The following is a 22,471-nucleotide window of genomic DNA, read 5'->3' as shown; positions in this document are numbered from 1 at the left end:
TTTGCCAGGCCACGGGTGGCGTCCCCCTCCCGCGCAGCGAGAGAGGGGGAAGGCGCGAAGCGACTCAGGGGGTGCTTCATCTAAAGCGGTCTTGGGCAGCCCATGCGCGTGCGCCGCTCGTGCAGGGCCGCCAGCACCAGGGGGCACATGAAGAGGTAGAACATGTTGCCGCTGTTGTGAGCCAGAAACACTTGCGTGAGCCCAAAACCGATGTACGACAGGGGCACCATCACACCCACCAGGCACAGCGAGAGCGACTCCTTGTCCATCTTGCCGGCACCGTCGCGAATGCGCCGCGCCGTGGGCCAGAACATCGCGAGCGGAATGCCGTAGAACGCCATGAGCAACAGCACGCCAGGCAGCCCGCGTTTGGCAAACAGGTCCAGGATTTCGTTGTGCGCATGGCCAAATTCGAGCACCACGGGATGCGCCAGCCCGGCGGCCACGCGCCGGGCCTTCTCGTCGGTGTACCCGGCCCGGCCCCAGCCGGTGAAGGGCCGGTCCCAGCCCATCTGCCACGCCAGGCGCCAATGCGCCAGCCGCTGGCCAACCGAGCTGCGGCCGTCACCGTGGTCCTTGTAGACCTGCACTTCCTGGCGCGCCTCGTCCACCCGCTGCTCCACCGCAGGCACCTGCGACAGCGCCGCCGCCGCCAGCGCCAGCGCACACAGGCCCCAGTACACGCGCCGCTGCCCGGTGGTGCGCACCAGCAGCCAGGCACACACGGGCAGCAACAGCACCAGCGCCAGCCAGCCGCCGCGCGACTGGGAGAGCACCGAGCCGGCAGCACCCAGCCCGATGGCGCTGGCCAGCAGCAACCGCTGCCACAGGCACCAGCGCTTCCATTGCACGACGAGCAGCAGGCCGCTCATCACGGCCAGCAGCATGCTCAGGTTGCCGTACTGGATGGCGTTGGTAAATCCATTGGCACGCGGCAGCTCCATCACGAAGGTCTGGTACAGCGCCACCAGCCCGCTGCCCACTGCGCCGACCGCCACCCCCATCCACAGCCAGGCGGCACGGGGCTCGAACGTCATCAGGAAAAAGATGCAAGGCAAGGCCAGGAGGTATTTGACCGGCCGATCCATGCTGCCCCAGCCCCAGGTGGCGCCCACATCCAGCATCCACAGCGCAGCCATGCACGAAAAAGCCGCCGTCAGCCACCAGGCGGCACGCGGCGCAGGGCGGCGCCACCACAGCGGCGCGCTGGCCAGCGTGGCCAGCAGCAGCAGCACGGCGCCGTAGGAATAGCCCGAGGGCAGCCACAGCGCCAGCCCCGGGACCATGAACGCGCCAATGCTGGCGCAACGGGAAAACCAGCGGTGGGTATCCTGCGGAGACGTCATCAGCGAATCACCCGCCCCGTCAGGCTGTCGCGGTCGTAATGCAGGGCGGCGTACCGGAAAAAGCCCTCCAGCGCCACAAACAGGCAGTACAGAAAGCCCGCGCCGCCACACAAAAAGCCCAGCCGGAACACATACAGACGCAAGAACATCGACCCGCCCGACGCCAGGCCCCGCAAGACCCCGCCGCGTTTGCCCGCCTCCGCCCGCTTGGCGGCACCGAGCATCACGTACTGGGTAAGCTTCTCCAGGCTGCCGCGCACCGTGGTGCGTGAGTAGTGCAGCAGCCGCGCCTTGATGAGGCGACGCGGCACCGCTGCGCCACCGGGCAGGGCATGGAGCTGGGCCTGCTCGTGCACCACCCCGGTGTATTCCTTCACCAGCGCACGCACAAACAGGCGCTCGATCTGCGACTGCGACCGGAAATACTTGAGCTCGTGCCCATAGGCCACCATGCGCCAGCGGATGGTCCACACTGCCTGCTCGCCCGAACGGACGATGGCCTGCAGTTCCTGCGCAAACGCGGGTGTCATCACCTCGTCAGCGTCGAGGAAAAACACATAGTCGCCGCACGAATGCGCCAGCAGCCGGTTGCGCTGCACGGCAAAGCCCTGCCAGTCGGGATAGCTGTGGACTTCGGCACCCAGGCTTTGGGCGATGGCCACGGTGTTGTCCGTGCTGCCGCTGTCCACCACCAACAGCTGGTCGGCGAACGCGGCGCTTTTCAGGCAGGCCTCAATACGGTGCGCCTCGTTGTGGGTCAGCACCGCCACGGTCAACGTGGGCGGCGCCGATGCGCCGCCGGTTCCCACGGGCATCAATCAGTGGCCAGCGTGTACGTGCTCGCCCGCCTTCAGGCGGTACACCGTGCCACAGTACGGGCACTTGGCCTCGCCGGTGCGGGCCACATCCAGGTACACCTTGGGGTGGCTGTTCCAGATTTTCATATCGGCCTTGGGGCTGGGGCAGAAAACCCCACCCTGGGCATTGAGGTCCTTGGCCAGGAGTTCGATGGCGGCTTGGGACATGGTGTTCAGACTTTCGCGAGCCAGTGGGCGTAGTTGGAGTTGCGGCCGTTGACGATGTCAAAGAAGGCGCTCTGGATTTTTTCGGTGATGGGGCCGCGTGATCCGCTGCCCAGCTCGATCCGGTCGAGTTCGCGGATGGGGGTCACTTCAGCCGCCGTGCCGGTGAAGAACGCTTCGTCGGCGATGTACACCTCGTCGCGCGTGATGCGCTTTTGCACGATCTCCAGGCCCAGGTCCTTGGCGATGTGGAACACGGTGTTGCGGGTGATGCCGTTGAGGGCACCGGCCGACAGGTCGGGCGTGTAGATCACGCCGTTCTTGATGACAAAGATGTTTTCGCCCGCACCTTCGGACACGAAGCCAGAGCTGTCGAGCAGCAGTGCTTCGTCGTAGCCGTCGTCCAGCGCTTCCATGTTGGCGAGGATGGAATTGGTGTAGTTGCTCACCGCCTTGGCCTGCGTCATGGTGATGTTGACGTGGTGGCGGGTGTAGCTGCTGGTCTTGACGCGGATGCCGCGCTTCATGCCTTCTTCGCCCAGGTAGGCGCCCCAGGCCCAGGCGGCCACCATGAGGTGGATCTGGTTGCCCTTGGGCGAAACACCCAGCTTTTGCGAGCCGATCCAGGTCAATGGACGCAGATAGCAGGATTCGAGCTTGTTTTCACGCACCACAGCCTTCTGGGCTTCGTTCACTTCTTCCTTGGTGAACGGGATCTTCATGCGCAGGATCTTGGCGCTGTTGAAGAGGCGGTCGGTGTGCTCTTCCAGTCGGAAGATCGCCGTGCCGTTGGCCGTGTTGTACGCGCGCACGCCTTCGAAGGCGCCGCAGCCGTAGTGCAGGGTGTGGGTCAGCACATGGATCTTGGCGTCGCGCCAATCGACCATCTGGCCGTCCATCCAGATCTTGCCGTCACGGTCGGCCATCGAGGGAACTACGGGGCTCATGGGAATCCTTTGGTTGCTGTGGGTCGCAAAATCGGGATTTTACGGGGCCGCAGCGGGCCAGGAACCGGGGCACCAGGGTGCAGTGCAGCAAATGGTGCCCCGCCAAGGGCAAGGGCCTGTGCAGCGGTCAGCCTTGGGGGGGAGTGGCGGCCGCTTCGCCCTCCGGCCGCACCAGCGTCCATTTCACCAATTTGCCATGGCGAAACTCGCAGGTCACATGCGACTGGGTGCCGTCTGTCCAGCGGTACACCTCGGGGTCAGCGCCCTCGGGCGACAGCAGTTCCCCCAGCGCCTGCGTCATGGCCACCACATGCATCAGGTTCACGCCCTCAACCAGCCGGGCATTGAGCATGACCGCACTGCCCACATAGCCGATGGGGCGCTTGGCGGCCTTCTTCATCACATTCACCAGCCGCGTGAAATGCAGCAGGGCCCACATGACCAGCCCGCCCACCACGGCCGCCACACCGGCCCAACCGTAGGCTGTAAAACCAAACCCGACCAGGGCCACCGCCCCCAAGGGCACCAGGATATTGCGCAGATTCATAGGCTGGGATTGTCTTACGGCCTCAACCGTGTGTGGCTGTGGGCATTGCTTACAAGCCCCGCACCACGTTCATGGCCTCTTCCACCCGCTCCACCGCGTGGATGGTCAGCCCCTCAATGGGTTTCTTGGGCGCATTGGCCTTGGGCACCACGGCCACACTGAAACCGAGCTTGGCAGCTTCCTTCAGGCGCTCCTGGCCGCGGGGCGCGGGCCGCACCTCGCCCGCCAGCCCCACCTCGCCAAACGCCAGAAAGCCGCGCGGCAGCGCCTTGCCGCGCAGGCTGGAGGTGATGGACAGCATCACCGCCAGGTCGGCCGCTGGCTCGCTGATGCGCACGCCGCCCACGGCATTCACGAACACGTCCTGGTCCATGCACGCAACCCCCGCGTGGCGGTGCAGCACGGCCAGCAGCATGGCCAAGCGGTCCTTGTCCAGGCCCACGGACAGGCGCCGGGGGCTGGGGCCACCGCTGTCCACCAGGGCCTGGATCTCCACCAGCAGCGGGCGTGTGCCCTCCAGCGTCACCATCACGCAGCTGCCGGGCACGGGCTCGGAATGCTGGCTCAAAAAAATGGCGCTGGGGTTGCTCACGCCCTTGAGGCCCTTCTCGGTCATTGCAAACACGCCGATTTCGTTGACCGCGCCGAAGCGGTTCTTGATGGCCCGCACCAGGCGGAACTGGCTGTGCGTGTCGCCTTCGAAGTACAGCACCGTGTCCACCATGTGCTCCAGCACGCGCGGCCCCGCCAGCGCACCTTCCTTGGTCACATGGCCCACCAGCACGATGGCCACGCCCGAGGCCTTGGCACAACGCGTGAGGTGCGCCGCACATTCGCGCACCTGCGCCACGGAGCCGGGCGCGGACGTGAGCTGGTCGGAGTACACGGTCTGGATCGAGTCGATCACGGCCACCGCAGGCTGCATGGACTCGATGGTCGCCAGGATCTTTTCGAGCTGGATCTCGGCCAGCACGTTGACCTGGCTGTGGTCGAGCCCCAGGCGGCGCGAGCGCAGGGCCACCTGGGCACCGCTTTCCTCACCCGTCACATACAAGGTGGGCAGCCCTGCGCGCTGAAGCGCATCCAGCGCCTGCAACAGCAGGGTGGATTTTCCGATGCCCGGGTCGCCACCGATCAGTACCACACCACCTTCGACAATGCCGCCGCCCAGCACCCGGTCCAGCTCGTCGATGCCGCTCGGTGTGCGCTCCACATCGCTGGCCTCGATGGCCGACAGCGGCATCACGGCCTGCGCCTGGGCCAAGCCCGCAAACTGCGATCCGCTGTAGCGGTTCTTGCCCGGCCCGGCCTCGGCCACCGATTCGATCAGCGTGTTCCAGGCGCCGCAGGCCGGGCATTTGCCCAGCCAGCGCGGGCTGGTGCCGCCGCATTCGGTGCAGGTGAACGTGGTTTTTTCTTTGGCCATGGTGGGTGGGTGTGGGCAGACTCAAAAGCGGGGCAGCCGACTATAGCGGCCATGCCCACTGGAATAGCAACAGCCCGTACGATGGCGGGCTTGGCACTGCCGCATGGAGTTCAGATTGCAGACACCCACCAACCGCTTCAAACAGGCCATGGCCCAGGGCCAGGCGCAGATCGGCCTGTGGCTCGGGCTGGCCGATGCCTACAGCGCCGAAATCCTAGCGGGCACCGGCTACGACTGGCTGCTGGTCGATGGCGAACATGCGCCCAATGACCTGCGCTCCATCCTGCACCAGCTGCAGGCCATCGCCAGCGCCAGCAGCGCGCTGCCCCCCGGCGTGCAGGCGCCCCACCCCATCGCACGCGTCCCCGTGGGCGACACGGCACTGATCAAGCAGTACCTGGACATCGGCGCACAGACCCTGCTGGTGCCCATGGTGGACACGGCCGAGCAAGCCCAGCAGCTGGTGCGCGCCACGCGCTACGCGCCCGAGGGCGTGCGCGGCATGGGCAGCGCGCTGGCCCGCTCGTCACGCTGGCAGGCCTACCCCCAGTATGTGCACGAGGCCAACCAGCAGATCTGCTTGCTGGTGCAGGCCGAGACGGTGGAGGCCATGACCCACCTCGATGCGATTGCCGCCACGCCCGGCGTGGACGGCGTGTTCATCGGCCCGGCAGACCTGTCGGCTTCCATGGGCCACCCCGGCAACCCAGGGCACCCAGACGTGCAGGCCGCCATCCACGACGGCATCACCCGCATCCTGCGTGCGGGCAAGGCGCCAGGCATTCTGGCCACCACCGAATCCCAGGCGCACCAGTGGCTGGCGGCGGGCGCACTGTTTGTGGCCGTGGGCGTGGACACCATGCTGCTGGCCAGCGCTGCGCAGAATCTGCTGGCGCGCTTTCGCGCCGACGCTGGGGGCACACCAGCGCGCCCTGCGGGCTACTGAAGCCCACAAGACACCACACACCGATTCACCACAACACTCACCGGAAGACAAAGGCACGACCACCATGAAATTTTGTATTTACGGCGCAGGCGCCATCGGAGGTTGGCTGGGTGTGGCCCTGGCGCAAGCGGGCCACCCGGTCAGCATGGTGGCGCGCGGCGACACGCTGCGCGCCCTGCAGGCCGACGGGCTGCGCATGCGGCGCGCGGACGGCACGCTGGCGCAGGTGCCCGTCACGGCCCACAGCGACCCGACAGCGCTGGGCGTGCAAGACCTGGTCGTGGTCGCCGTCAAGGCCCCGGGCCTGCCCGACGTGGCGCGCGCCATGGCGCCCTTGCTCGGGCCCGACACCGTCGCGCTAACCGCCATGAACGGCGTGCCGTGGTGGTTTCTCGACGGCTTCGGCGGAGCCGCGCAGGGGCGTGCCCTCGAATCCGTGGACGCGGGGGGCGTGATTGCCCAGGCCATCCCGGCGCGCAACGTGGTGGGCAGCGTGGTGCACACCAGCTGCTCGCTGGAGGCTCCGGGTTTCGTCCGCCAGCACTTTGGCAACCGCCTCATCGTGGGCGAGCCGGACGGCAGCCGCAGCCCGCGCCTGCAAGCACTGGCCGACACGCTGCAGCGCGGCGGCATCGATGTGGAAGTGAGCGACTGCATCCAGAAGGACATCTGGTTCAAGCTGTGGGGCAACCTCACCATGAACCCCATCAGCGCCCTCACCGGCGCCACCACCGACCGCATCCTGGACGACGACCTGGTGCGCGGCTTTGTCAGCGCCGTGATGCTGGAAGCCAAGGCCATCGGCGACCAACTGGGCCTGCCGATTGACCAGCAGCCCGAGGACCGCCACGCCGTCACGCGCAAGCTGGGCGCGTTCAAGACCTCGATGCTGCAGGACGTGGAAGCGAACAAGCCGATGGAGATCGACGCCCTGGTGGGCGCGGTGCGCGAGCTGGGGCAGATCACCGGCACGCCCACGCCGCACACCGACGCCCTGCTGGGCCTCACGCGGCTGATGGCGCGCACGCGTGGCCTGTACTGAGTCATTTCAAGCAAAATCGGCTGCAGGCGCTAGTGGAATATGCGTCAACAGCTATTTAATTCATAGCAAACCAACCATGACCCAACTCACGCTGTACTACACCCCCGGCACCTGCGCGCAGGCCGTTCGCATCGCTTTGGAAGAAGCGGGCGCCCCCTACGACCTGGTGCGCGTGGACTTCGCCGCTGGCCAGCAACGCACGCCCGAATACCTGGCGGTGAACCCCAAGGGCCGCGTGCCCGCGCTGGCCACGCCGCACGGCACCCTGACCGAAACCCCGGCGCTGCTGGCCTATGTGGCGCAGAGCTTTCCAGAGGCGCGCCTGGCGCCCGCCGACGCGCATGGCTTTGCGCGCCTGCAAGAGTTCCACAGCTACCTCGCGTCCACGGTGCACATCGCCCACGCCCACCGCCCCCGCGCCAGCCGCTGGGCGGACGAGCCCGAAGCCCACGCTGCCATGCAGCGCAAGGTGCCACAGAACATGACCGAGTGCTTTCACCTCATCGAAACCCACTACCTGCCGCAAGCGGACCAGGGGCCCTGGGTGATGGGCGAGCAATACACCGTGGCCGACGGCTACCTGTTCACCATCGGCACCTGGCTGCACAGCGATGGCGTGGACATCGCCCAGTTCCCGAAGGTGTTTGCACACACGCAGCGCATGCTGCAGCGCCCCGCCGTGCAGCGCGCACTTGCCTGATACGCCACCTGCGGACGCAAAAAAGCCCCGGTGCTTCTGGCTCGAAGCACCGGGGCTTTTTGCTGGCAACCGGGATCAGTTCACCTTCAGATACCGCCAGTCGATGCGGTTGTCGGCGCGGTGGATGATGTCCACCTTCTTGGTGCCCGCCCACGGAATCACCTGGTTGTACAGCGGGATGTGCGACACCAGCTCGTGCTCCTTGATCAGCGCCTGCTCGATCAGGCCGTTGCGCGTGGTGGCATCCGTTTCCTTCTTCACGCGCTCGATCAGCGCATCCATCTGCGGATCGGAAAAGCGGCCCAGGTTGAAGTTGCCATCCCCACCCGCGCCGGGCGAGCGCACCAGCGACTGCAGGCTGTAGAACGCGTCGAACGTGGGCACGCCCCAGCCCAGCAGGTAGATGCTGGCTTCGTTGCGCTGGATCATCGGGAAGTAGGTGGCAAACGGCAGCGAGCGCAGCTTGGCCTTCACGCCCACCTTGGCCCAGTGCGAGGTGATGGCCTGGCACAGCTGCTCGTCGTTGATGTAGCGGCCCGCGCTGCAGGCAAAGTCCACTTCAAACCCGTTGGGGTAGCCCGCGTCGGCCAGCAGCTTTTGCGCGGCCTTGGAGTCGTAGGGATAGCGCACATCGGCCTTCTTGGTCCAGCCGTTGACCTGGTTGGCAATCAGCGTGCCCGTGGGCTGGGCCAGGCCGCGCAGCACCACGCGCTGGATGGACTGGATGTCGATCGCCTGGTACAGCGCCTTGCGCACGCGCAGGTCTTTCAGCGGGTTCTTGCCCTTCACATCCGAGCCGGGCAGCTCGTCGCGGAACTGGTCCAGACCCAGGAAGATGGTGCGGTACTCCGGCCCTTCGAGCACCTGCAGGGTGGGCGTCTGCTTGATGCGCGCTAGGTCCTGCAGGCTGGGGTCGATCACAAAGTCAATCTCACCCGACAGCAGCGCCGCCGTGCGCGTGGCGTCGGCCTTGATGGGGGTGTAGACGATCTCGGTCAGGTTGGTGGGGTACTTGCCCTTGCCCCACCAGTTCGGGTTGGGCTCCAGCACCACGCGCTGGTCGGGTGCCCACTGCTTGAGCTGGTACGGGCCGGTGCCCAGCGCATTGCGGTGGGCGTACGTTTCATCCTTGGTCTTGATGTCCTTGGGCTCGACCGACTTGTTCTTTTCGGCCCAGGCGCGGCTCATGATGCGCAGCTCGGTCAGCTGGTTCACCAGCACCGGGTTGGGCAGGTCGGAGTGGATGTCGATGGTGTAGGCATCAACCTTTTCCACGCGGTCAATGCCCTGGGTGTAGACGGCGAAGTTGGAGGTCTTGGCCTTGGCCCGTTCCAGCGAGAACTTGGCATCGTCGGCCGTGAACTCGCTGCCATCGCTGAACTTCACGCCCTTGCGCAACGTCAGGCGCAGCTGCGTGGGCTTGATGAGCTTCCACTCGGTGGCGAGCGACGGCTCGGGCTTAAAGGTCTTGCTGTTGTATTCGACCAGCGTGTCGTACACCGCGCCGTGCATCGTGTTGTTCACGCCCACGTTCTGGGTGTGGATGTCCCAGGTGGAAATATCCACCGAGCGGGACCAGCGGAAGGTCTTGGCCTGCACAGCCATCGGAAGCGCCGTGGCCAGCGCGGCCGCGAGCAAGAGGGTCTTGAAACGCATGGGGGAATCACTCCAGGTCAGTCAGTCCCCCACTATGGCGCAAGTCGCTTCTCCGTGTAACGAACTTGTATTTGTTAGCTTAGAACCATCACCATGGCCAAACCCATCATCGTGACGGCCGTGCCAGCGTCCAGCACCCGCCACGCACCGGGCGATGCGAACAAAGGCGCCAGCCAGCGCGAGCCAAACCCAAGGGTCAGGAACCACAAGGCGCTGGCCAGCGAGCCCCCGGCGGCAAAGGTGGCACGGCCCCAGGTGGGGTACGGGGTGGCCATGGTGCCCAGCAGCAGCACGGTGTCCAGGTACACATGCGGGTTCAGCCAGGTCAGCGCCAGCACCGTGAGCACGGTGGTGCGCAGGCTGGCGCCCGGCCCATTGGCGGACACCAGCAGTTGGGCGGGCTTGAAGGCCCGGCTGGCGGCCTGCACGGCGTAGGCGGCCAGGAAGAGCGCGCCCGCCCAGCGCATGAACTGCGCCCACTCGGGCCGCGCCAGCAGCACCCCGCCCATGCCCCACACGCCCGCCTGCAACAGCAACGCATCGGACAGCGCGCACACCAGCACCACCGGCATCACATGCTCGCGCCGCAGGCCCTGGCGCAGCACAAAGGCGTTTTGCGCGCCAATGGCCATGATCAGAAGGGCCGTCGAAGTGAATCCGTGAAGAAAGGCAGTGGTGCTCATGGGCGTGGATTGTGGGGATCGCATTCTCGTCACGCCAGCTATACTTTTTAACGATCCGTCAAAATGGCTAACGCACCATGCGCCTCGACTCTGCCCAGCTCAACGCCTTCGCCACCGTAATCGACGAGGGCAGCTTCGAGCGGGCCGCCGCCGCGCTGCACGTCACCCGCTCGGCGGTTTCACAGCGCGTGAAGCTGCTGGAAGAACGCGTGGGCCAGGTGCTGGTGCGCCGCGCCACGCCCTGCACACCCACCGAAGCCGGGCGGGCGCTGTACCGGCACGCACGCGAAGTGGCACTGAGCGAGTCCGACGCGCTGGCCACCATTGGCGGTGGGCAGCACACGTCCACGCGCCTGGCCATTGGCGTCAATGCTGACTCGCTGGCCACCTGGTTCCCGCACGCCATGGCCCAGGCGGCCGAGGGCCAGAGCATCACCTTCGACATCCATGTGGAGGACCAGGACCATTCGGCCAACCTGCTGCGCGAAGGCCGCGTGATGGCCGCCGTGACGGCCGACCCGCAGCCCGTGCAGGGCTGCAAGGTGCTGCCGCTGGGCACGCTGCGCTACCGGGCGTTGGCCAGCCCCGCGTTCATGCAGCGCTACTTTGCTCAAGGGGTAACCGCTGCTGCGCTGGCTACGGCGCCCATGCTGGTGTTCAACCGCAAGGATGCGCTGCAGGCCCGGTTTGTGGGGCGCATCACGCGCCGCAAACTCACGTCGCCCGTGCACTGGCTGCCCGAGGCGCACGCGTTTGTCATGGCCACCCGGGCCGGACTGGGCTGGGGCATGACGCCCGACCCGATGGTGCAGCACGACCTGGAGGCTGGCACGCTGGTCGAGCTGATTCCAGGCAAGCCGGTGGACGTGCCGCTGTACTGGCAATCCTGGCGCCTGAACGTGCAGGCGCTGCACCACATGACCGCAGCAGTGCAGCGGGCGGCGGGGCTTACCCTGCTGCGCTGACCAGGTCTTCGTGGTGGTCGGCGGCGCCACGTTTCCAGTAGGCGGAGATGCGCATGCGCTTGGCATCCACACCCGGCTTGGCGAGCATGGCGCGGCGCACGGCGGCCATCTCGCTGTGTTCGCCGGCTGCCCAGACAAACCCGGCGCCGGTTGGCAGGGCCAGCGCTTCCACGGCGGCGGGCAGCGCGCTCACCCATTGCAGGTCGAGCTGTGCCGCACTGGCCAGCACGCGCTGGTCGGCTGGGTTGCGCACCTGGATGCGCACCGTGGCCTGGGTGTGGGCGGGCAGCTCGGCCAGGCGGCGGGCGATGGCGGGCAGCGCGGTTTCGTCGCCCAGCAGCCAGTGCCAGTCAAACCCGGTGGGTACCACCATGCTGCCGCGGGGCCCGGCAATGCCCACCCACTGGCCGACGGCGGCACTGGCGGCCCAGTCAGTGGCGGGGCCTGCGTCGTGCAGGGCGACTTCGATGTCCAGCTCGCCCGTGGCGGCGTCATAACGTGCAGGGGTGTAGTCGCGCAGCACGGGGCGCGGATCGGGGAAAACCGGGCGGCCGTCGTGCAGGGACGGCAGCGAGGGGCGCTCCTGGCCCGGCTGAGGCAGGATGAGCTTGAGATGGTCGTCGAACCCCGCGCTCACAAACCCGGCCAGCTCGGGCCCGGCCAGGGTGAGCCGCACGAAACCGGGGCTGACGGCGGTGCGCCGCACCACCTGGAGGTGGCGGGCTTGCAATGGGTGGCGGACGCGTTCGACGGCAAGGTGTGCGGAGTCAACCGGGGGAGTGGCGGTAGGCAGAGGTGCGTTCATGGCTTAAAATGTTGATTTAGTCAACCAATGATCTTCGCATTGGTTGATTTTGTCAACCACATATCGCCATGACCACCCACGCACCCGCCGATGTCTTTGAAGCCATGCACGACCTGCTGCATGCCTACCGGGCGCACATGGTGCGCACGATGGCCGCCATCCACCCCGACCTGACGCACAACGAAGTGCGGGCGCTGATGTTCGTGGGGCGCCACCCTGGCACCACGCAGCGCGAACTGGTGGCGCACAGCGGTGCCGACAAGGCACAGGTGGCCCGCATGGTGGGGATGCTGCAGGACAAGGGTTGGCTGGAGAGCGCACCGAATGCCGAGGACAAGCGCAGCCGCTGCCTGCGCCTGAGCGCCCAGGGTGCGGCCCTGCACCAGGCGCTGCGCGACGCCCGCCGGGGGCTGGCGGCGTCGCTGCTCAAGGGGTGTGACGACGCCACGCAGGCCCAGCTGCTCGCCCTGCTGGCACAGGTACGCAGCAACCTGGACGCCATCGACACCGGCTGCCAGGGCGGCCGGGACTGCCGCAGCTAGCGACGGGAAGGGAGACGCAGGAGGCCCGCCCCCGCTCCAAGAGGGAAAAATGGTGAAAACCGGGGCCTAGCGCTTGATGGATCTACATTTATAGCTATCAATTTGGTTGCATTCCATTTTTTCCATCACTGCCCCTGGATCACCCGCACGGCCTGGGGCAGCGACTGCACGCCGGGCATGAAATGGTCGATGGTGGCGCCCAGCACCACGGCGCAGACCAGCGCGCCCAGCAGCGGCTTCCAGGTCAGGCGCACGGCAGCCGTGAGCCAGCCCTCGCGCTCCACGCCCACAGCGGCACGGGCGGTGGCCACCGAGAAGGCGATTTCGACCGCCACCGTGAGCAGCAAGTCCCAACCAAAGAACAGCATGGCCAGCGAGCCCGCGCCAAAGATGATCGCCGCGCCGATGAGAAAAATCGCCACCACGGGCACCACCACCACCGCGCCTTCGTCGGCGCTGCCAATGGCGTCGGCGGCGCCGCTGGCCAGGTCGCCCAGCGCGCTGGAATCGCTGCCGGAGCCCCCGCTGGACAGGCCCTGCGTCCACGCACCGCCAAAGTCACCGGATGCGCCGCCGCCGCCAAAATCACCGCCGCCGGTGCGCGGCAGCGGCACCTGGCCACTGCCACCGCCGGACGACCCGCTGGGCCAGGACACATCGGGCACATCCAGGCTGCTGCCGTCGTGATGGGATGCTCGTTCCTGCCGCACCAGCCGCGCCGCCCAGGCGCGCAACACCAGCAGGTAGCCCAGGTAGCCGACCGAGAGGGTCACGAAATACCGCAGCGCCAGCGACTCCACGCCCAGCAGCATCTGCACATGGGAGGTGCACCACATCAGCAGCAGCGTGAAACTGCCGATCAGCAGCCCATGCCAGCGCAGGCTGTAGCGCTGCTGCAGGGTGCGCGCCACCGTGCCGTGGTGCGGCATGCGCACGGAGCGCCAGGTAGAGGTTTTCTTCTTGCCGTGGTTGCTGGTGTTGCTGCTGCGGTCGCTGCGGGAAGTGGCCATGGAGGGAACGCCTGCGGTGAAAAGTGGGTGATCGCCAGCCGCGTGCGCGACCAGAACCGCGCCATTTCACACCAGTTTGCCGCGCCGCTGCAGCCCTGCATACGGCCGTGCGTGAACTTGTCGACGAATCAGGCGTTGCCGTCCACCGACACCGGCACCCGCTGGGCCAGCGCCGTCAGCAGCTCCCAGCTCACGGTGCCCGCAGCGGCGGCCACCTCGTCCACACCCAGCACCGTGCCGTTGCTGGCCTGGCCCCACAGCGTGACTTCCGCGCCAAACCCTGCGGCCACGCCCGCCTGCTGCAGCGGCGTGAGATCCACTGTGATCATGTCCATGCTCACCCGCCCCACCAGCCGCGTGCGGATGCCGTTGACCAGCACGGGTGTGCCGGTGTCGCAGTGGCGCGGGTAGCCGTCGGCATAGCCGCAGGCCGCCACGCCAATCAAGAGCGGCCCCTCGGCCGTGAAGCGCGAGCCATAGCCCACGGTGTCGCCCGCCTGCAGCTGCTGCGTAGCGATGAGGCGGGTGGCGAGGGTCATGGTGGGGCGCATGCCCCAGTGGGTGGCGGTGTGCTCCGGGTAGTCGGGGGCGCTGCCATACAGCGCGATGCCGGCCCGCACCCAGTCGGCACGCACGCGTGCGTCCGCCGCATGGCGCAGGGTGGCGGCGCTGTTGCTCAGCGTGCGCTCACCCGGCAGGTCTTGCGCTGCGGTGTTGAACACGGCCAGCTGGTGCGCCACGCCCCGGGGGCCATCGGCGTCGCTGAAGTGGGTCATGAACGAAATCTCGTCCACCTGCGGCAGCGCATTGAGGCGCGCCCAGGCCGCGCGAAAGCGCTGCGGCGCGAAGCCCAGCCGGTTCATGCCCGAGTTCATCTTGAGGAACACACGGTGCGGCACCTGCGTCTTGTGGGCTGCCAGCATGTCGATCTGCTCGTCGCAATGCACTGCGTGCCACAGGCCCAGGCGCGAACACAGCTCCAGGTCGCGCGGCTCGAACACGCCTTCGAGCAGCAGGATGGGCCCGCGCCAGCCCAGGTGGCGCACGCGCTCGGCCTCGGCCAGGTCCAGCAGCGCGAAACCATCGGCGCCGCGCAGGCCTTCGTACGCGCGCTCGATGCCGTGCCCGTAGGCATTGGCCTTGACCACGGCCCAGACCTTGGCATCAGGGGCCGCCTGTCGGACACGCTCCAGGTTGTGGTGCAGGGCGGCGGTGTGGATGGTGGCGGCAATGGGACGGGGCATGGGGTTTGACCGGGTGGGAAGCACCGGATTCTGGCACCGTGGCCGTTTATCCGCGTGATATAACCGTCCGTCACTTGCCAGGGTCCCCACATTTAACAGGGCATCAGCCGAACTGATGCTGCCACCAGCCATTCGATGAAGCGCGGTTTTTACACCATCATGTCGGCGCAGTTTTTCAGCTCGCTGGCCGACAACGCACTTTTCGTGGCCGCCGTGGAGCTTCTGCGTACAGAAGGTGCCCCCGAGTGGCAGCGCGCCGCCCTGGTGCCCATGTTTGCGCTCTTCTATGTGGTGCTGGCGCCTTTTGTCGGCGCCTTTGCCGACGCCCTGCCCAAAGGCAAGGTCATGTTTGTCAGCAACGCCATCAAGGTGGTGGGCTGCCTCATGATGCTGTTTGGCTCGCACCCGCTCATGGCTTATGCGGTGGTGGGGCTGGGTGCGGCGGCCTACTCGCCCGCCAAATACGGCATCCTCACCGAGTTGCTTCCGGCCTCGCAACTGGTCAAGGCCAATGGCTGGATCGAGGGGCTCACCATCGCGTCCATCATCCTCGGCGTGCTGTTTGGCGGCCAGCTGGTGGGGCAGCACCTGTCGCACATGCTGCTGGGCATCGACATCCCCATGATCGACACCGGCGTGGACACGCCCGCTGAATCCGCCATCGCCGCACTGATTGCGGTGTATGCGCTGGCGGCCTGGTTCAACACCCGCATCCCGCACACCGGGGTGGAGATGCGCCCCCTGCGCGCCGACCCTTCGCGCAGCGTGCTGGCCAACGCACTCAATCTGCTGCCCGACTTCTGGGCCTGCAACGGCCGCCTGTGGCGCGACAAGCTCGGCCAGATCTCGCTGGCCACCACCACCCTGTTCTGGGGCGCAGGCGGCAACCTCAAGTTCATCGTGCTGGCCTGGGCGGCCGTGGCGCTGGGCTACAACACCACGCAGGCCTCGGCCCTCACCGGTGTGGTGGCCATCGGCACGGCCGTGGGCGCGGTGGTGGCGTCCATGCGCATGCGCCTGGACATGGCCACCAAGGTGATCCCGCTGGGTATTGGCATGGGGCTGTTGCTGATCCTCATGGTGTTCATCAGCAACATCTGGCTGGCGATCCCCTTCCTCATCCTGCTGGGCGGCCTGGGCGGCTACCTGGTCGTGCCCATGAACGCGCTGCTGCAGCACCGGGGCCACAACCTGATGGGCGCGGGCCGGTCGATTGCTGTGCAGAACTTCAACGAACAGGCCTGCATCCTGGGCCTGGGCGCGTTCTACAGCCTGTCGCTCAAGCTGGGGCTGTCGGTGTTTGGCGCGATCATCACCTTCGGCCTTGTTGTGGCCGGGATCATGTGGATCATCCGCCGCTGGCACCAGCGCAACTGCATCAACTACCGCGACGAAGTGAACCACTTGCTGGACATTGCGCGGCACGATACGCACCACTGAATCCCCCTGAGTCGCCTTCGGCGCCTTCCCCCTGAGGGGGACGCACCCGGTGGCCTGGCAGAGCCAGTTCCACGGGTGCACTGGCCTTGGGGCGTGCCTGTTTTGAGCGCTGTGTGACTTGGCGCAAATTGCTACATAATTTATAGCTTCCAGCGCTTATCCATAAAGCGCTAGAGCCTATTTTTACTCTCAATGCAATCTCCCCTGCCCTTTGCCGCCCTGCTGTTCAACGCCTTCGTCTGGGGCCTGGCGTGGTGGCCGTTTCAGCGCATGCACCAGGCGGGGCTGCATCCGCTGTGGGCCACGGCGTCGATGTACGCCGTGGTGCTGGTGGCGCTGCTGGCCTGGCGGCCGGGGATCCTGGCGCAGGTGCGGGCGCACCCGCAGTTGTGGCTGTTGGCGCTGGCCTCGGGGCTGAACAACGTGGCCTTCAACTGGGCCGTGACCATTGGCGACGTGGTGCGCGTGATCCTGCTGTTCTACCTGATGCCCGCCTGGGCCGTGCTGCTGGCCTGGCGCATTCTGGGCGAGCGCCCCACGCCCTCGGCGCTGCTGCGCCTGGCGCTGGCCTTTGCAGGCGTGGTGCTGGTGCTGCTGCCCGAGGGCGCACCCGCCACGCGCCTGCTACAGAACCTGTCGCTGGCCGATGGCCTGGCCTTGCTGGGCGGCTTCATGTTCGCGCTCACCAACGTCACGCTGCGCCGCCTGCACGCCGTGCCGGGGCCTGCGCGCATGGTCACCATGTTCGGCGGCTGCATGCTCATGGCGCTGGTGGTGGCCTGCATCGGGCTGCAAGTGGGGGTGGTGGAGCCCTTCCCTGCCCCCAACACCACCTGGGTCGTCACCGGCCTGCTGCTGGCGGGGGTGCTCATGCTGGGCAACTGGGCGCTGCAGTTCGGCGCCGCGCGCCTTGCGGCGGGCACCACGGCGCTGGTGATGCTCTCGGAGGTGATGTTTGCCAGCGTGTCGTCGGCCCTGCTGGGCGCCTCCACCCTGAGCACGCGGACCGTGCTGGGTGGGGCGCTGATCCTGCTGGCATCCTTGCTCGCGGCGCTGCAGTTTCGCCGCCCCGGCGCCACGGCCCACTGAGCAGGCCACGCGCCGCACGCGGATGGGCAGCAGGGGCTACCATGGCCCGTCAATCCCAACCCCGGAGGTTCCGCATGCCCACCAGCATCTACGACTTTGAAGCCCAGCAGATGAACGGCAAGACCGTGCCCTTGTCGCAATACAAGGACAAGGTGCTGCTCATCGTGAACACCGCCAGCGCCTGCGGCTTCACGCCCCAGTTCGGCGGGCTCGAAGATCTGCACAAGCAATACGCCGACAAGGGCCTCGTCGTGCTGGGTTTTCCCTGCAACCAGTTCGGCAGCCAGGACCCCGGCAGCAACGACGAGATCGCCAGCTTCTGCCAGCTCAACTACGGCGTGAGCTTTCCGATGATGGCCAAGATCGACGTGAACGGCGCCAATGCCTCGCCCCTGTACCAGTGGCTGGCCGCCGAAGCCCCGGGCCTGCTGGGCAGCAAGGCGATCAAGTGGAATTTCACCAAATTCCTGGTCGGCAAGGATGGCCGCGTGATCCGCCGCTATGCGCCGCAGGATGCGCCGAAGAAGCTGGCGGGGGATATCGAGGCAGCGCTGGCGGGTTGATCCCAACGCAGCCATCGATGCAGGGTGCTCATCGCACCAGCGGTCGTGGTCGTGGTCGTGGTCGTGGTCGTGGTCGTGGTCGTGGTCGTGGTCGTGCGTCCTATCCCAGGCTTGCTGGGGCCCGTTTGACCAACGGCTTTTCGCCCTGGCCCGGCAACCCGAACAGCGGCCGCAACCACCCCACGCGCCGCACCACCGCCGTCAGCCCCCAGCAGAGCCCCACCGTCCCGGCCACCAGGGCCAGCGGCTCCACCACCGGCCCCAGCTGCGCAGGCGCCAGCCACACCACCAGCACGATGATGGCCGTCTGGTGCAGCAGGTACCAGGGGTAGACCGACTCACTGGCCCAGCGCAGCCAGGGCCAGGGCCGATTGAGGCGGTGATGGGCCCAACCCAGGATAGTGAGCAGGGCCGCCCACAGGTACACGTCTGCCAGCACGCGCAGCGGCCAGCGCGCGGACCGCACGCCGTGCTGCTGCGCCAGGCCCAGCAGACCCAGGTACAGAACCAGCAGCACCAGCGCCAGGCCGAGGGTGCGCCAGCGCAGGCGCACCAGTTCGGCCCACAGACCGGTATCCAGCCCGATCCAGTAGCCGTAGACAAACACCGTGAAGTACACGGCGTGCAGCCACCCGTCATGGACCAGGTCGTGCGTGGGCGGCAAATGCGGCCACAGCAGCACCGAATACAGCGCCAGCGGCAGCACGGGCACCACCATCAGTGCAGCGCCCCGCAGCCCGGTGAAGGCACGGCGCAGGCGCTGCCCGGCGGCGGATTCGGCCAAGGGCAGCAGCGCCGCCAGCACCACGGTGTAGGCCCACAGGTAGGCCAGGTACCACAGATGGTTCCAGGTGACGCCCGCGTGCCAGCCGTCAAATGCGCCCGGCGGCCAGGTGCTGCCGCTGTAGTAGCGCAGCAGAAAGGCGCCGAAGCCCGGCGCGATGAGCCCGTTGGCCACCCCCTGCGCGTAGGGCTGGTAGGGCACGATGACGGCCATGCCAAAGGCCAGCGGCACCAGCAGGCGCAGGCTGCGCAGCCGCACCAGCCCCGCCACCGACTGCCCCCGCCGGACCAGCCCGAAGGCCAGGCCCGAGACCAGGAACACCAGGTCCATGCGCCAGAGGTTGAGCGCGCGCATGGGCGCCTGCAGCCATTCCGCCACGTACGGGCTTTTGAGGTGCCAGTGCCAGTCGGCCACGTAATACATGGCCACGTGGTACAGGATGACCAGGGCAAAGGCCAGCGCCCGCAGCGCGTCGATGTCATGGCGGCGGACGGGGGTGGAGGCACAGGAAGGTGTAGACATGGCACAACGCAGACAGGGTGGGCACAGGGCCCGATGCTGCGGCCCCGCCCCTTCTCACGGCACCGCCGGGGGACGGGCTGGGGTGCCACTGGGACCAGTGGCGGGCAGGAGGGACGAAAAGAAACCGCCCCAGGGAAACTCCCGCCCGGCGGCGCACGGCCCTGCCTACACTTGCCACCCATGACCGCCCCCGCGCCCGCCTGGATCGACCGCTACCCCCACGACCGCGCCCTGCGGCGCCGTGCGGAAGTCAGCTTCTGGGCCGTGGTGCTGCTGGTGCAGGCGACCTTCAACACGGTGGTGACCCGGATCGAACTGCGCAGCGCCGGGCGGACCGTGGCCGCGTGGGAGCCGCTGCTGTGGGAGCTGACGAGCGCGCTTGTGGTGGCTGCGCTGATCCCGGCCGTGGTGGCGTTCGAGCGGCGCTTTATGCTGCGCTGGGGCACGCTGCGGCGCCATCTGCCCTGGCACGTGCTGGCCAGCGTGGCCTACTGCACCGTGCACCTGGCGGGCATGTGGGCGCTGCGCCATGCGGGCTATGCGGCCCTGGGCGAGCGCTACCAGCCGCCAAGCTGGTGGGCGCAGTGGGGGTATGAATACCTGAAAGACGTGCGCAGCTACGCGCTCACGGTGTGCGCGCTGGTCAGCTACCGCTTCCTGCTGCTGCGCCTGCAGGGCGAGGCGCGCGTGCTGGATGCCCCCGAACCGCCCGCGTCACAAGTGCAGGACGTGCCCGAAACGCCCGCCGCGCAAGCCCCGGCATCAACGCCCGAAACCCCGCACGCCCCGCCCGCACAACGCCCCGAACGCTTCCTGGTGCGCAAGCTGCGCCGCGAGTTCCTGATCGCCGCAGGCGACATCGCCTGGCTGCAGGCCCAGGCCAACTACGTGGGCCTGCATGTGAATGGGCACGACTACCTGCTGCGCTCCACGCTCACCGACTTCCTCACCCAGCTGGACCCGTCACGCTTCGTGCGCGTGCACCGCAGCTACGCGGTCAACCTGGACGCCATCGCCGTGATCGAGCCGCTGGACAGCGGCGACGCGCGCCTGGTGATGAAGGATGGGAGCAGCGTGCCCTGCAGCCGGCGCTACCGGGACGGGCTGGCACCCCGCGCGGGCTAAATACCTCGGGAGCTGTTCAAGCCCCATACCCGACTGCGTTCACAAAACACAACCCTTCACGCTGAGCGTGGACGGCTTGCGGCGATCAAACGCGAATCGATGTCAGCTATTCATTGTGCTGCGTGCCACCCTCCACGCATAAAACTGGCGCGGCCAAGGCCAGTGCCCCCGCGCAAGGGCCGCCCCGCCGCGCTGGGGGCGTCCCCCTCCCGACTCGCGCAGCGAGGAGAGAGAGGGGGAAGGCGCGAAGCGACTCAGGGGGTGCTTCACTTCACGCATTGAGCCCCGGCGTCTGCGCAGCCCCCCATTCGGGCGGGCAGGCGGCCATCTCCGCCTCCACCTTGCGCAGCATGTCGGCCAGGGTCTTGCCAGGCTCCTGGCGGAACTGTTCGTCGAGCACCACCAGATCCACGATGCGGTCGATGCGAAAACCCCGGAAGTCATTGCGCAGCTCGCACCAGGCCGACAGCGTCCAGACCTTGCCCCAGTAGAAGCAACCCAGCGGGCGCAGGCGGCGCAGGCTGGGGCGGCCGTGTACGTCGGCGTAGTTGATCTGCACCACGTGGCGACTGTGCACAGCCTCGCGCAGGGCCTGCAGGGTGGCCTGCACGCGCGGGTCCAGCCCCACCGATGGCGCATACAGCGCCTGCGCCTCGGCCGCCACGCGGGCAGCGGGGGGCAGCACCGACAGGATCTTGCCCAGCGCCCCTTCGACCTCGCGCGCCAGCCCGGCGTCGAGCCAGGCCTGGGCCAGGCGCGCGGCGGCCACCAGGGCGTTGGCCTCGCCCTGGCTGAACATCAGCGGCGGCAGTTCGAAACCCGCGCCCAGGCGGTAGCCCACACCGGCTTCGCCCTCAATGGGCACGCCCTGGTGCTGGAGGTCCGCCACGTCGCGGTAGATGGTGCGCTGCGAGACTTCGAGCCGCTCGGCCAGGAAGGCGGCCGTGGACAAGCGCCGACCCCGGATGAGCTGGACGATCTGAAACAGGCGGTCGGCGCGGCGCATGGTGGTTTATTTTTGCAGAGTTCTAAGGCCCTAGCGCTTATCCATCAAGCGCTACAAGCTATTAATTTTGAAGCAGCACTCCGATATGGATGGCCACCTGGTCCGGGCCCTCATAGGCCTCGAAGTCGGTTCCAAAGCGGCGTTGCACCTGTGGGTTCTCGGCAAAGTAATGCCAGATGCGCACCCAGGTGTCGATCACCATTTGGGGCATATCGCCCTGGCCGGTAAAGACCAGGTAGTCGCCAGCCTGAATGTCAACGCGGGTGGCGCCGGGTACGGCCTGGGCCCCATCGGGGTCGGCCACGGCCACACCGGCGGTCACATCAAAGGCGCCGTGCTCGTTCGACTCGTAGCCGCTGTACACGCCGAAGATGCGTCCATCGTCGCCCCGGCTGGGCAGTTTGCGCTCCCAGCTCTGGCTGAAGAAACGGTTCCACAGGCCTCCGAGGCGCGCGATGGCGGGGTTCATCTCTTCGCTGTTGCGGGTGCGCACGGCGATGCCGGCCACGCTGAATGCTGGAATCTGGATTATTGCGGGGGTGTTTGTCATGGCGGGTCCTCTCTGGTCTTCAATGAATGGAATTGGCGCGCGGGCCGCTGGGCGCCGTGCAGGAGAGGCATGGTGCGTGCACGCTACTGACAACCTGATGTCAGTAGCGTGCACGCACGCTGGTGACTCCGGGTGGGCGCAGCACATGGGCGGCGTGAGGGTGCCCACCGCCCGCCACGCGATCGATCAGCGCGGCTGCTCGACGATAGCCGCCGTGATGCGGCGCACCACAGGCAGCACCAGCAACAGCGTGGGGAAGGCCACTACCCAGGACAGCGCCCAGGCACTCAGCCACAGGCGCGGGAGGTCCAGCGAGAAGCCCGCCACGCGCACGGTGCTGATCAGGGACACGATGAAGGTCATGAGCAGCGACAGCAGCAGTGGCATGACCCAGGCCGCCGAGCGTGCGGGCAATCTGCGCAGCCCGAGGAAGGTCTGGCGGGACGACGGCGGGAGCGAGGAAGGTTGGTTCATTGAAATTCCAGAAAGCAGACCGGTCAAGCAAGGTGCC

The 22,471-nt window shown here is 67.3% G+C and carries 24 protein-coding genes; 9 read left to right on the top strand and 15 right to left on the bottom strand.

The features are described from left to right. Window positions 1-80: 80 nt before the first annotated feature. The 6 genes from C8C94_RS19945 to radA all read right to left on the bottom strand — a co-directional run bounded on the left by C8C94_RS19945 (window position 81) and on the right by radA (window position 5,288). Complete coding sequence (locus C8C94_RS19945; protein ID WP_055399862.1) at window positions 81-1,346, bottom strand: O-antigen ligase; 1,266 nt, start codon at window positions 1,344-1,346, stop codon at window positions 81-83. Then, entirely contained in the window at window positions 1,346-2,161 is an 816-nt protein-coding gene (locus tag C8C94_RS19940) for a glycosyltransferase family 2 protein (RefSeq protein WP_121423001.1), read from the bottom strand. The genes C8C94_RS19945 and C8C94_RS19940 overlap by 1 nt, the downstream gene beginning before the upstream one ends. 3 nt (window positions 2,162-2,164) lie before the next feature. Next, a complete protein-coding gene (locus tag C8C94_RS19935; RefSeq protein WP_055399857.1) occupies window positions 2,165-2,371 on the bottom strand; it encodes a zinc-finger domain-containing protein in 207 nt (68 codons plus the stop codon). Window positions 2,372-2,376: 5 nt separating this feature from the next. Next, window positions 2,377-3,315, bottom strand: a complete 939-nt coding sequence (locus C8C94_RS19930) for a branched-chain amino acid transaminase (protein WP_121421947.1) — start codon at window positions 3,313-3,315, stop codon at window positions 2,377-2,379. Between the two features lie 127 nt (window positions 3,316-3,442). After that, complete coding sequence (locus tag C8C94_RS19925; protein WP_055399853.1) at window positions 3,443-3,862, bottom strand: hypothetical protein; 420 nt, start codon at window positions 3,860-3,862, stop codon at window positions 3,443-3,445. A 49-nt stretch (window positions 3,863-3,911) separates the two neighbouring features. Continuing rightward, the gene (gene radA / locus C8C94_RS19920) at window positions 3,912-5,288 is read right to left on the bottom strand and encodes a DNA repair protein RadA (RefSeq protein ID WP_121421946.1); all 1,377 of its coding nucleotides are present in this window, start codon (window positions 5,286-5,288) and stop codon (window positions 3,912-3,914) included. 115 nt (window positions 5,289-5,403) lie between these two features. Between radA and hpaI the strand changes: the two genes are divergently transcribed. The 3 genes from hpaI to C8C94_RS19905 all read left to right on the top strand — a co-directional run bounded on the left by hpaI (window position 5,404) and on the right by C8C94_RS19905 (window position 7,976). Beyond that, the gene (gene hpaI, locus C8C94_RS19915) at window positions 5,404-6,234 is read left to right on the top strand and encodes a 4-hydroxy-2-oxoheptanedioate aldolase (protein WP_121423000.1); all 831 of its coding nucleotides are present in this window, start codon (window positions 5,404-5,406) and stop codon (window positions 6,232-6,234) included. Between the two features lie 64 nt (window positions 6,235-6,298). After that, window positions 6,299-7,276: a 2-dehydropantoate 2-reductase gene (locus C8C94_RS19910; protein WP_121421945.1), complete on the top strand. Its 978-nt coding sequence runs from the start codon at window positions 6,299-6,301 to the stop codon at window positions 7,274-7,276. A gap of 76 nt (window positions 7,277-7,352) precedes the next feature. Continuing rightward, window positions 7,353-7,976, top strand: coding sequence for a glutathione S-transferase family protein (locus C8C94_RS19905; protein ID WP_121421944.1), 624 nt, complete (start codon window positions 7,353-7,355; stop codon window positions 7,974-7,976). 75 nt (window positions 7,977-8,051) lie between these two features. Here the strand turns inward: C8C94_RS19905 and C8C94_RS19900 are convergent, their stop codons facing one another. Then, window positions 8,052-9,632 carry an ABC transporter substrate-binding protein gene (locus C8C94_RS19900; RefSeq protein ID WP_121421943.1) on the bottom strand — a complete coding sequence of 527 codons (1,581 nt, stop codon included), beginning with the start codon at window positions 9,630-9,632 and terminating at the stop codon, window positions 8,052-8,054. 74 nt (window positions 9,633-9,706) lie between these two features. Then, window positions 9,707-10,315 (bottom strand): LysE/ArgO family amino acid transporter, encoded by a 609-nt coding sequence (locus C8C94_RS19895; protein WP_121421942.1) that lies wholly within the window; start codon window positions 10,313-10,315, stop codon window positions 9,707-9,709. A gap of 77 nt (window positions 10,316-10,392) precedes the next feature. Between C8C94_RS19895 and C8C94_RS19890 the strand changes: the two genes are divergently transcribed. After that, on the top strand, window positions 10,393-11,280 hold the full coding sequence (locus C8C94_RS19890) for a LysR family transcriptional regulator ArgP (RefSeq protein WP_121421941.1): 888 nt from the start codon (window positions 10,393-10,395) through the stop codon (window positions 11,278-11,280). Here the strand turns inward: C8C94_RS19890 and C8C94_RS19885 are convergent. Then, window positions 11,264-12,085, bottom strand: coding sequence for a siderophore-interacting protein (locus C8C94_RS19885; protein WP_121421940.1), 822 nt, complete (start codon window positions 12,083-12,085; stop codon window positions 11,264-11,266). The genes C8C94_RS19890 and C8C94_RS19885 overlap by 17 nt on opposite strands. Window positions 12,086-12,153: 68 nt before the next feature. Here C8C94_RS19885 and C8C94_RS19880 point away from each other — a divergent pair, with 68 nt between their 5' ends. Beyond that, the gene (locus tag C8C94_RS19880; protein ID WP_055399835.1) at window positions 12,154-12,627 is read left to right on the top strand and encodes a MarR family winged helix-turn-helix transcriptional regulator; all 474 of its coding nucleotides are present in this window, start codon (window positions 12,154-12,156) and stop codon (window positions 12,625-12,627) included. Window positions 12,628-12,752: 125 nt separating this feature from the next. Here C8C94_RS19880 and C8C94_RS19875 read toward each other — a convergent pair whose 3' ends face one another. Both C8C94_RS19875 and alr read right to left on the bottom strand, forming a co-directional pair. After that, window positions 12,753-13,637, bottom strand: coding sequence for a hypothetical protein (locus tag C8C94_RS19875; RefSeq protein WP_121421939.1), 885 nt, complete (start codon window positions 13,635-13,637; stop codon window positions 12,753-12,755). Between the two features lie 128 nt (window positions 13,638-13,765). Then, window positions 13,766-14,881, bottom strand: coding sequence for an alanine racemase (gene alr / locus C8C94_RS19870; protein WP_121421938.1), 1,116 nt, complete (start codon window positions 14,879-14,881; stop codon window positions 13,766-13,768). 135 nt (window positions 14,882-15,016) lie between these two features. On the opposite strand from alr, the gene lplT reads away from it, so the two are divergent. The 3 genes from lplT (at window position 15,017) to C8C94_RS19855 (ending at window position 17,973) form a co-directional block, all read left to right on the top strand. Continuing rightward, complete coding sequence (gene lplT, locus C8C94_RS19865) at window positions 15,017-16,321, top strand: lysophospholipid transporter LplT (protein WP_055399829.1); 1,305 nt, start codon at window positions 15,017-15,019, stop codon at window positions 16,319-16,321. Between the two features lie 192 nt (window positions 16,322-16,513). Next, complete coding sequence (locus tag C8C94_RS19860; protein ID WP_121421937.1) at window positions 16,514-17,410, top strand: DMT family transporter; 897 nt, start codon at window positions 16,514-16,516, stop codon at window positions 17,408-17,410. Between the two features lie 74 nt (window positions 17,411-17,484). Further along, a complete protein-coding gene (locus tag C8C94_RS19855; RefSeq protein ID WP_121421936.1) occupies window positions 17,485-17,973 on the top strand; it encodes a glutathione peroxidase in 489 nt (162 codons plus the stop codon). A 100-nt stretch (window positions 17,974-18,073) separates the two neighbouring features. Here the strand turns inward: C8C94_RS19855 and C8C94_RS19845 are convergent, their stop codons facing one another. After that, a complete protein-coding gene (locus C8C94_RS19845; protein WP_121421935.1) occupies window positions 18,074-19,279 on the bottom strand; it encodes an acyltransferase in 1,206 nt (401 codons plus the stop codon). A 180-nt stretch (window positions 19,280-19,459) separates the two neighbouring features. Between C8C94_RS19845 and C8C94_RS19840 the strand changes: the two genes are divergently transcribed. After that, entirely contained in the window at window positions 19,460-20,404 is a 945-nt protein-coding gene (locus tag C8C94_RS19840; protein ID WP_121421934.1) for a LytTR family DNA-binding domain-containing protein, read from the top strand. A gap of 271 nt (window positions 20,405-20,675) precedes the next feature. On the opposite strand, the gene C8C94_RS19835 is transcribed toward C8C94_RS19840, so the two are convergent. From C8C94_RS19835 to C8C94_RS19825, 3 genes are all read right to left on the bottom strand, one after another. Continuing rightward, window positions 20,676-21,410 (bottom strand): YafY family protein, encoded by a 735-nt coding sequence (locus C8C94_RS19835; protein WP_055399814.1) that lies wholly within the window; start codon window positions 21,408-21,410, stop codon window positions 20,676-20,678. A gap of 61 nt (window positions 21,411-21,471) precedes the next feature. Further along, the gene (locus C8C94_RS19830; RefSeq protein ID WP_121421933.1) at window positions 21,472-21,960 is read right to left on the bottom strand and encodes a GyrI-like domain-containing protein; all 489 of its coding nucleotides are present in this window, start codon (window positions 21,958-21,960) and stop codon (window positions 21,472-21,474) included. A gap of 186 nt (window positions 21,961-22,146) precedes the next feature. Then, complete coding sequence (locus C8C94_RS19825) at window positions 22,147-22,434, bottom strand: DUF2798 domain-containing protein (RefSeq protein WP_121421932.1); 288 nt, start codon at window positions 22,432-22,434, stop codon at window positions 22,147-22,149. Window positions 22,435-22,471 lie beyond the last annotated feature (37 nt).

The organism is Acidovorax sp. 94, from assembly GCF_003634645.1.
Lineage (GTDB): Bacteria > Pseudomonadota > Gammaproteobacteria > Burkholderiales > Burkholderiaceae_C > Acidovorax > Acidovorax facilis.
Note: the sequence above shows the minus strand (reverse complement) of the source record. Positions and strands in the feature narration are given on the sequence as shown.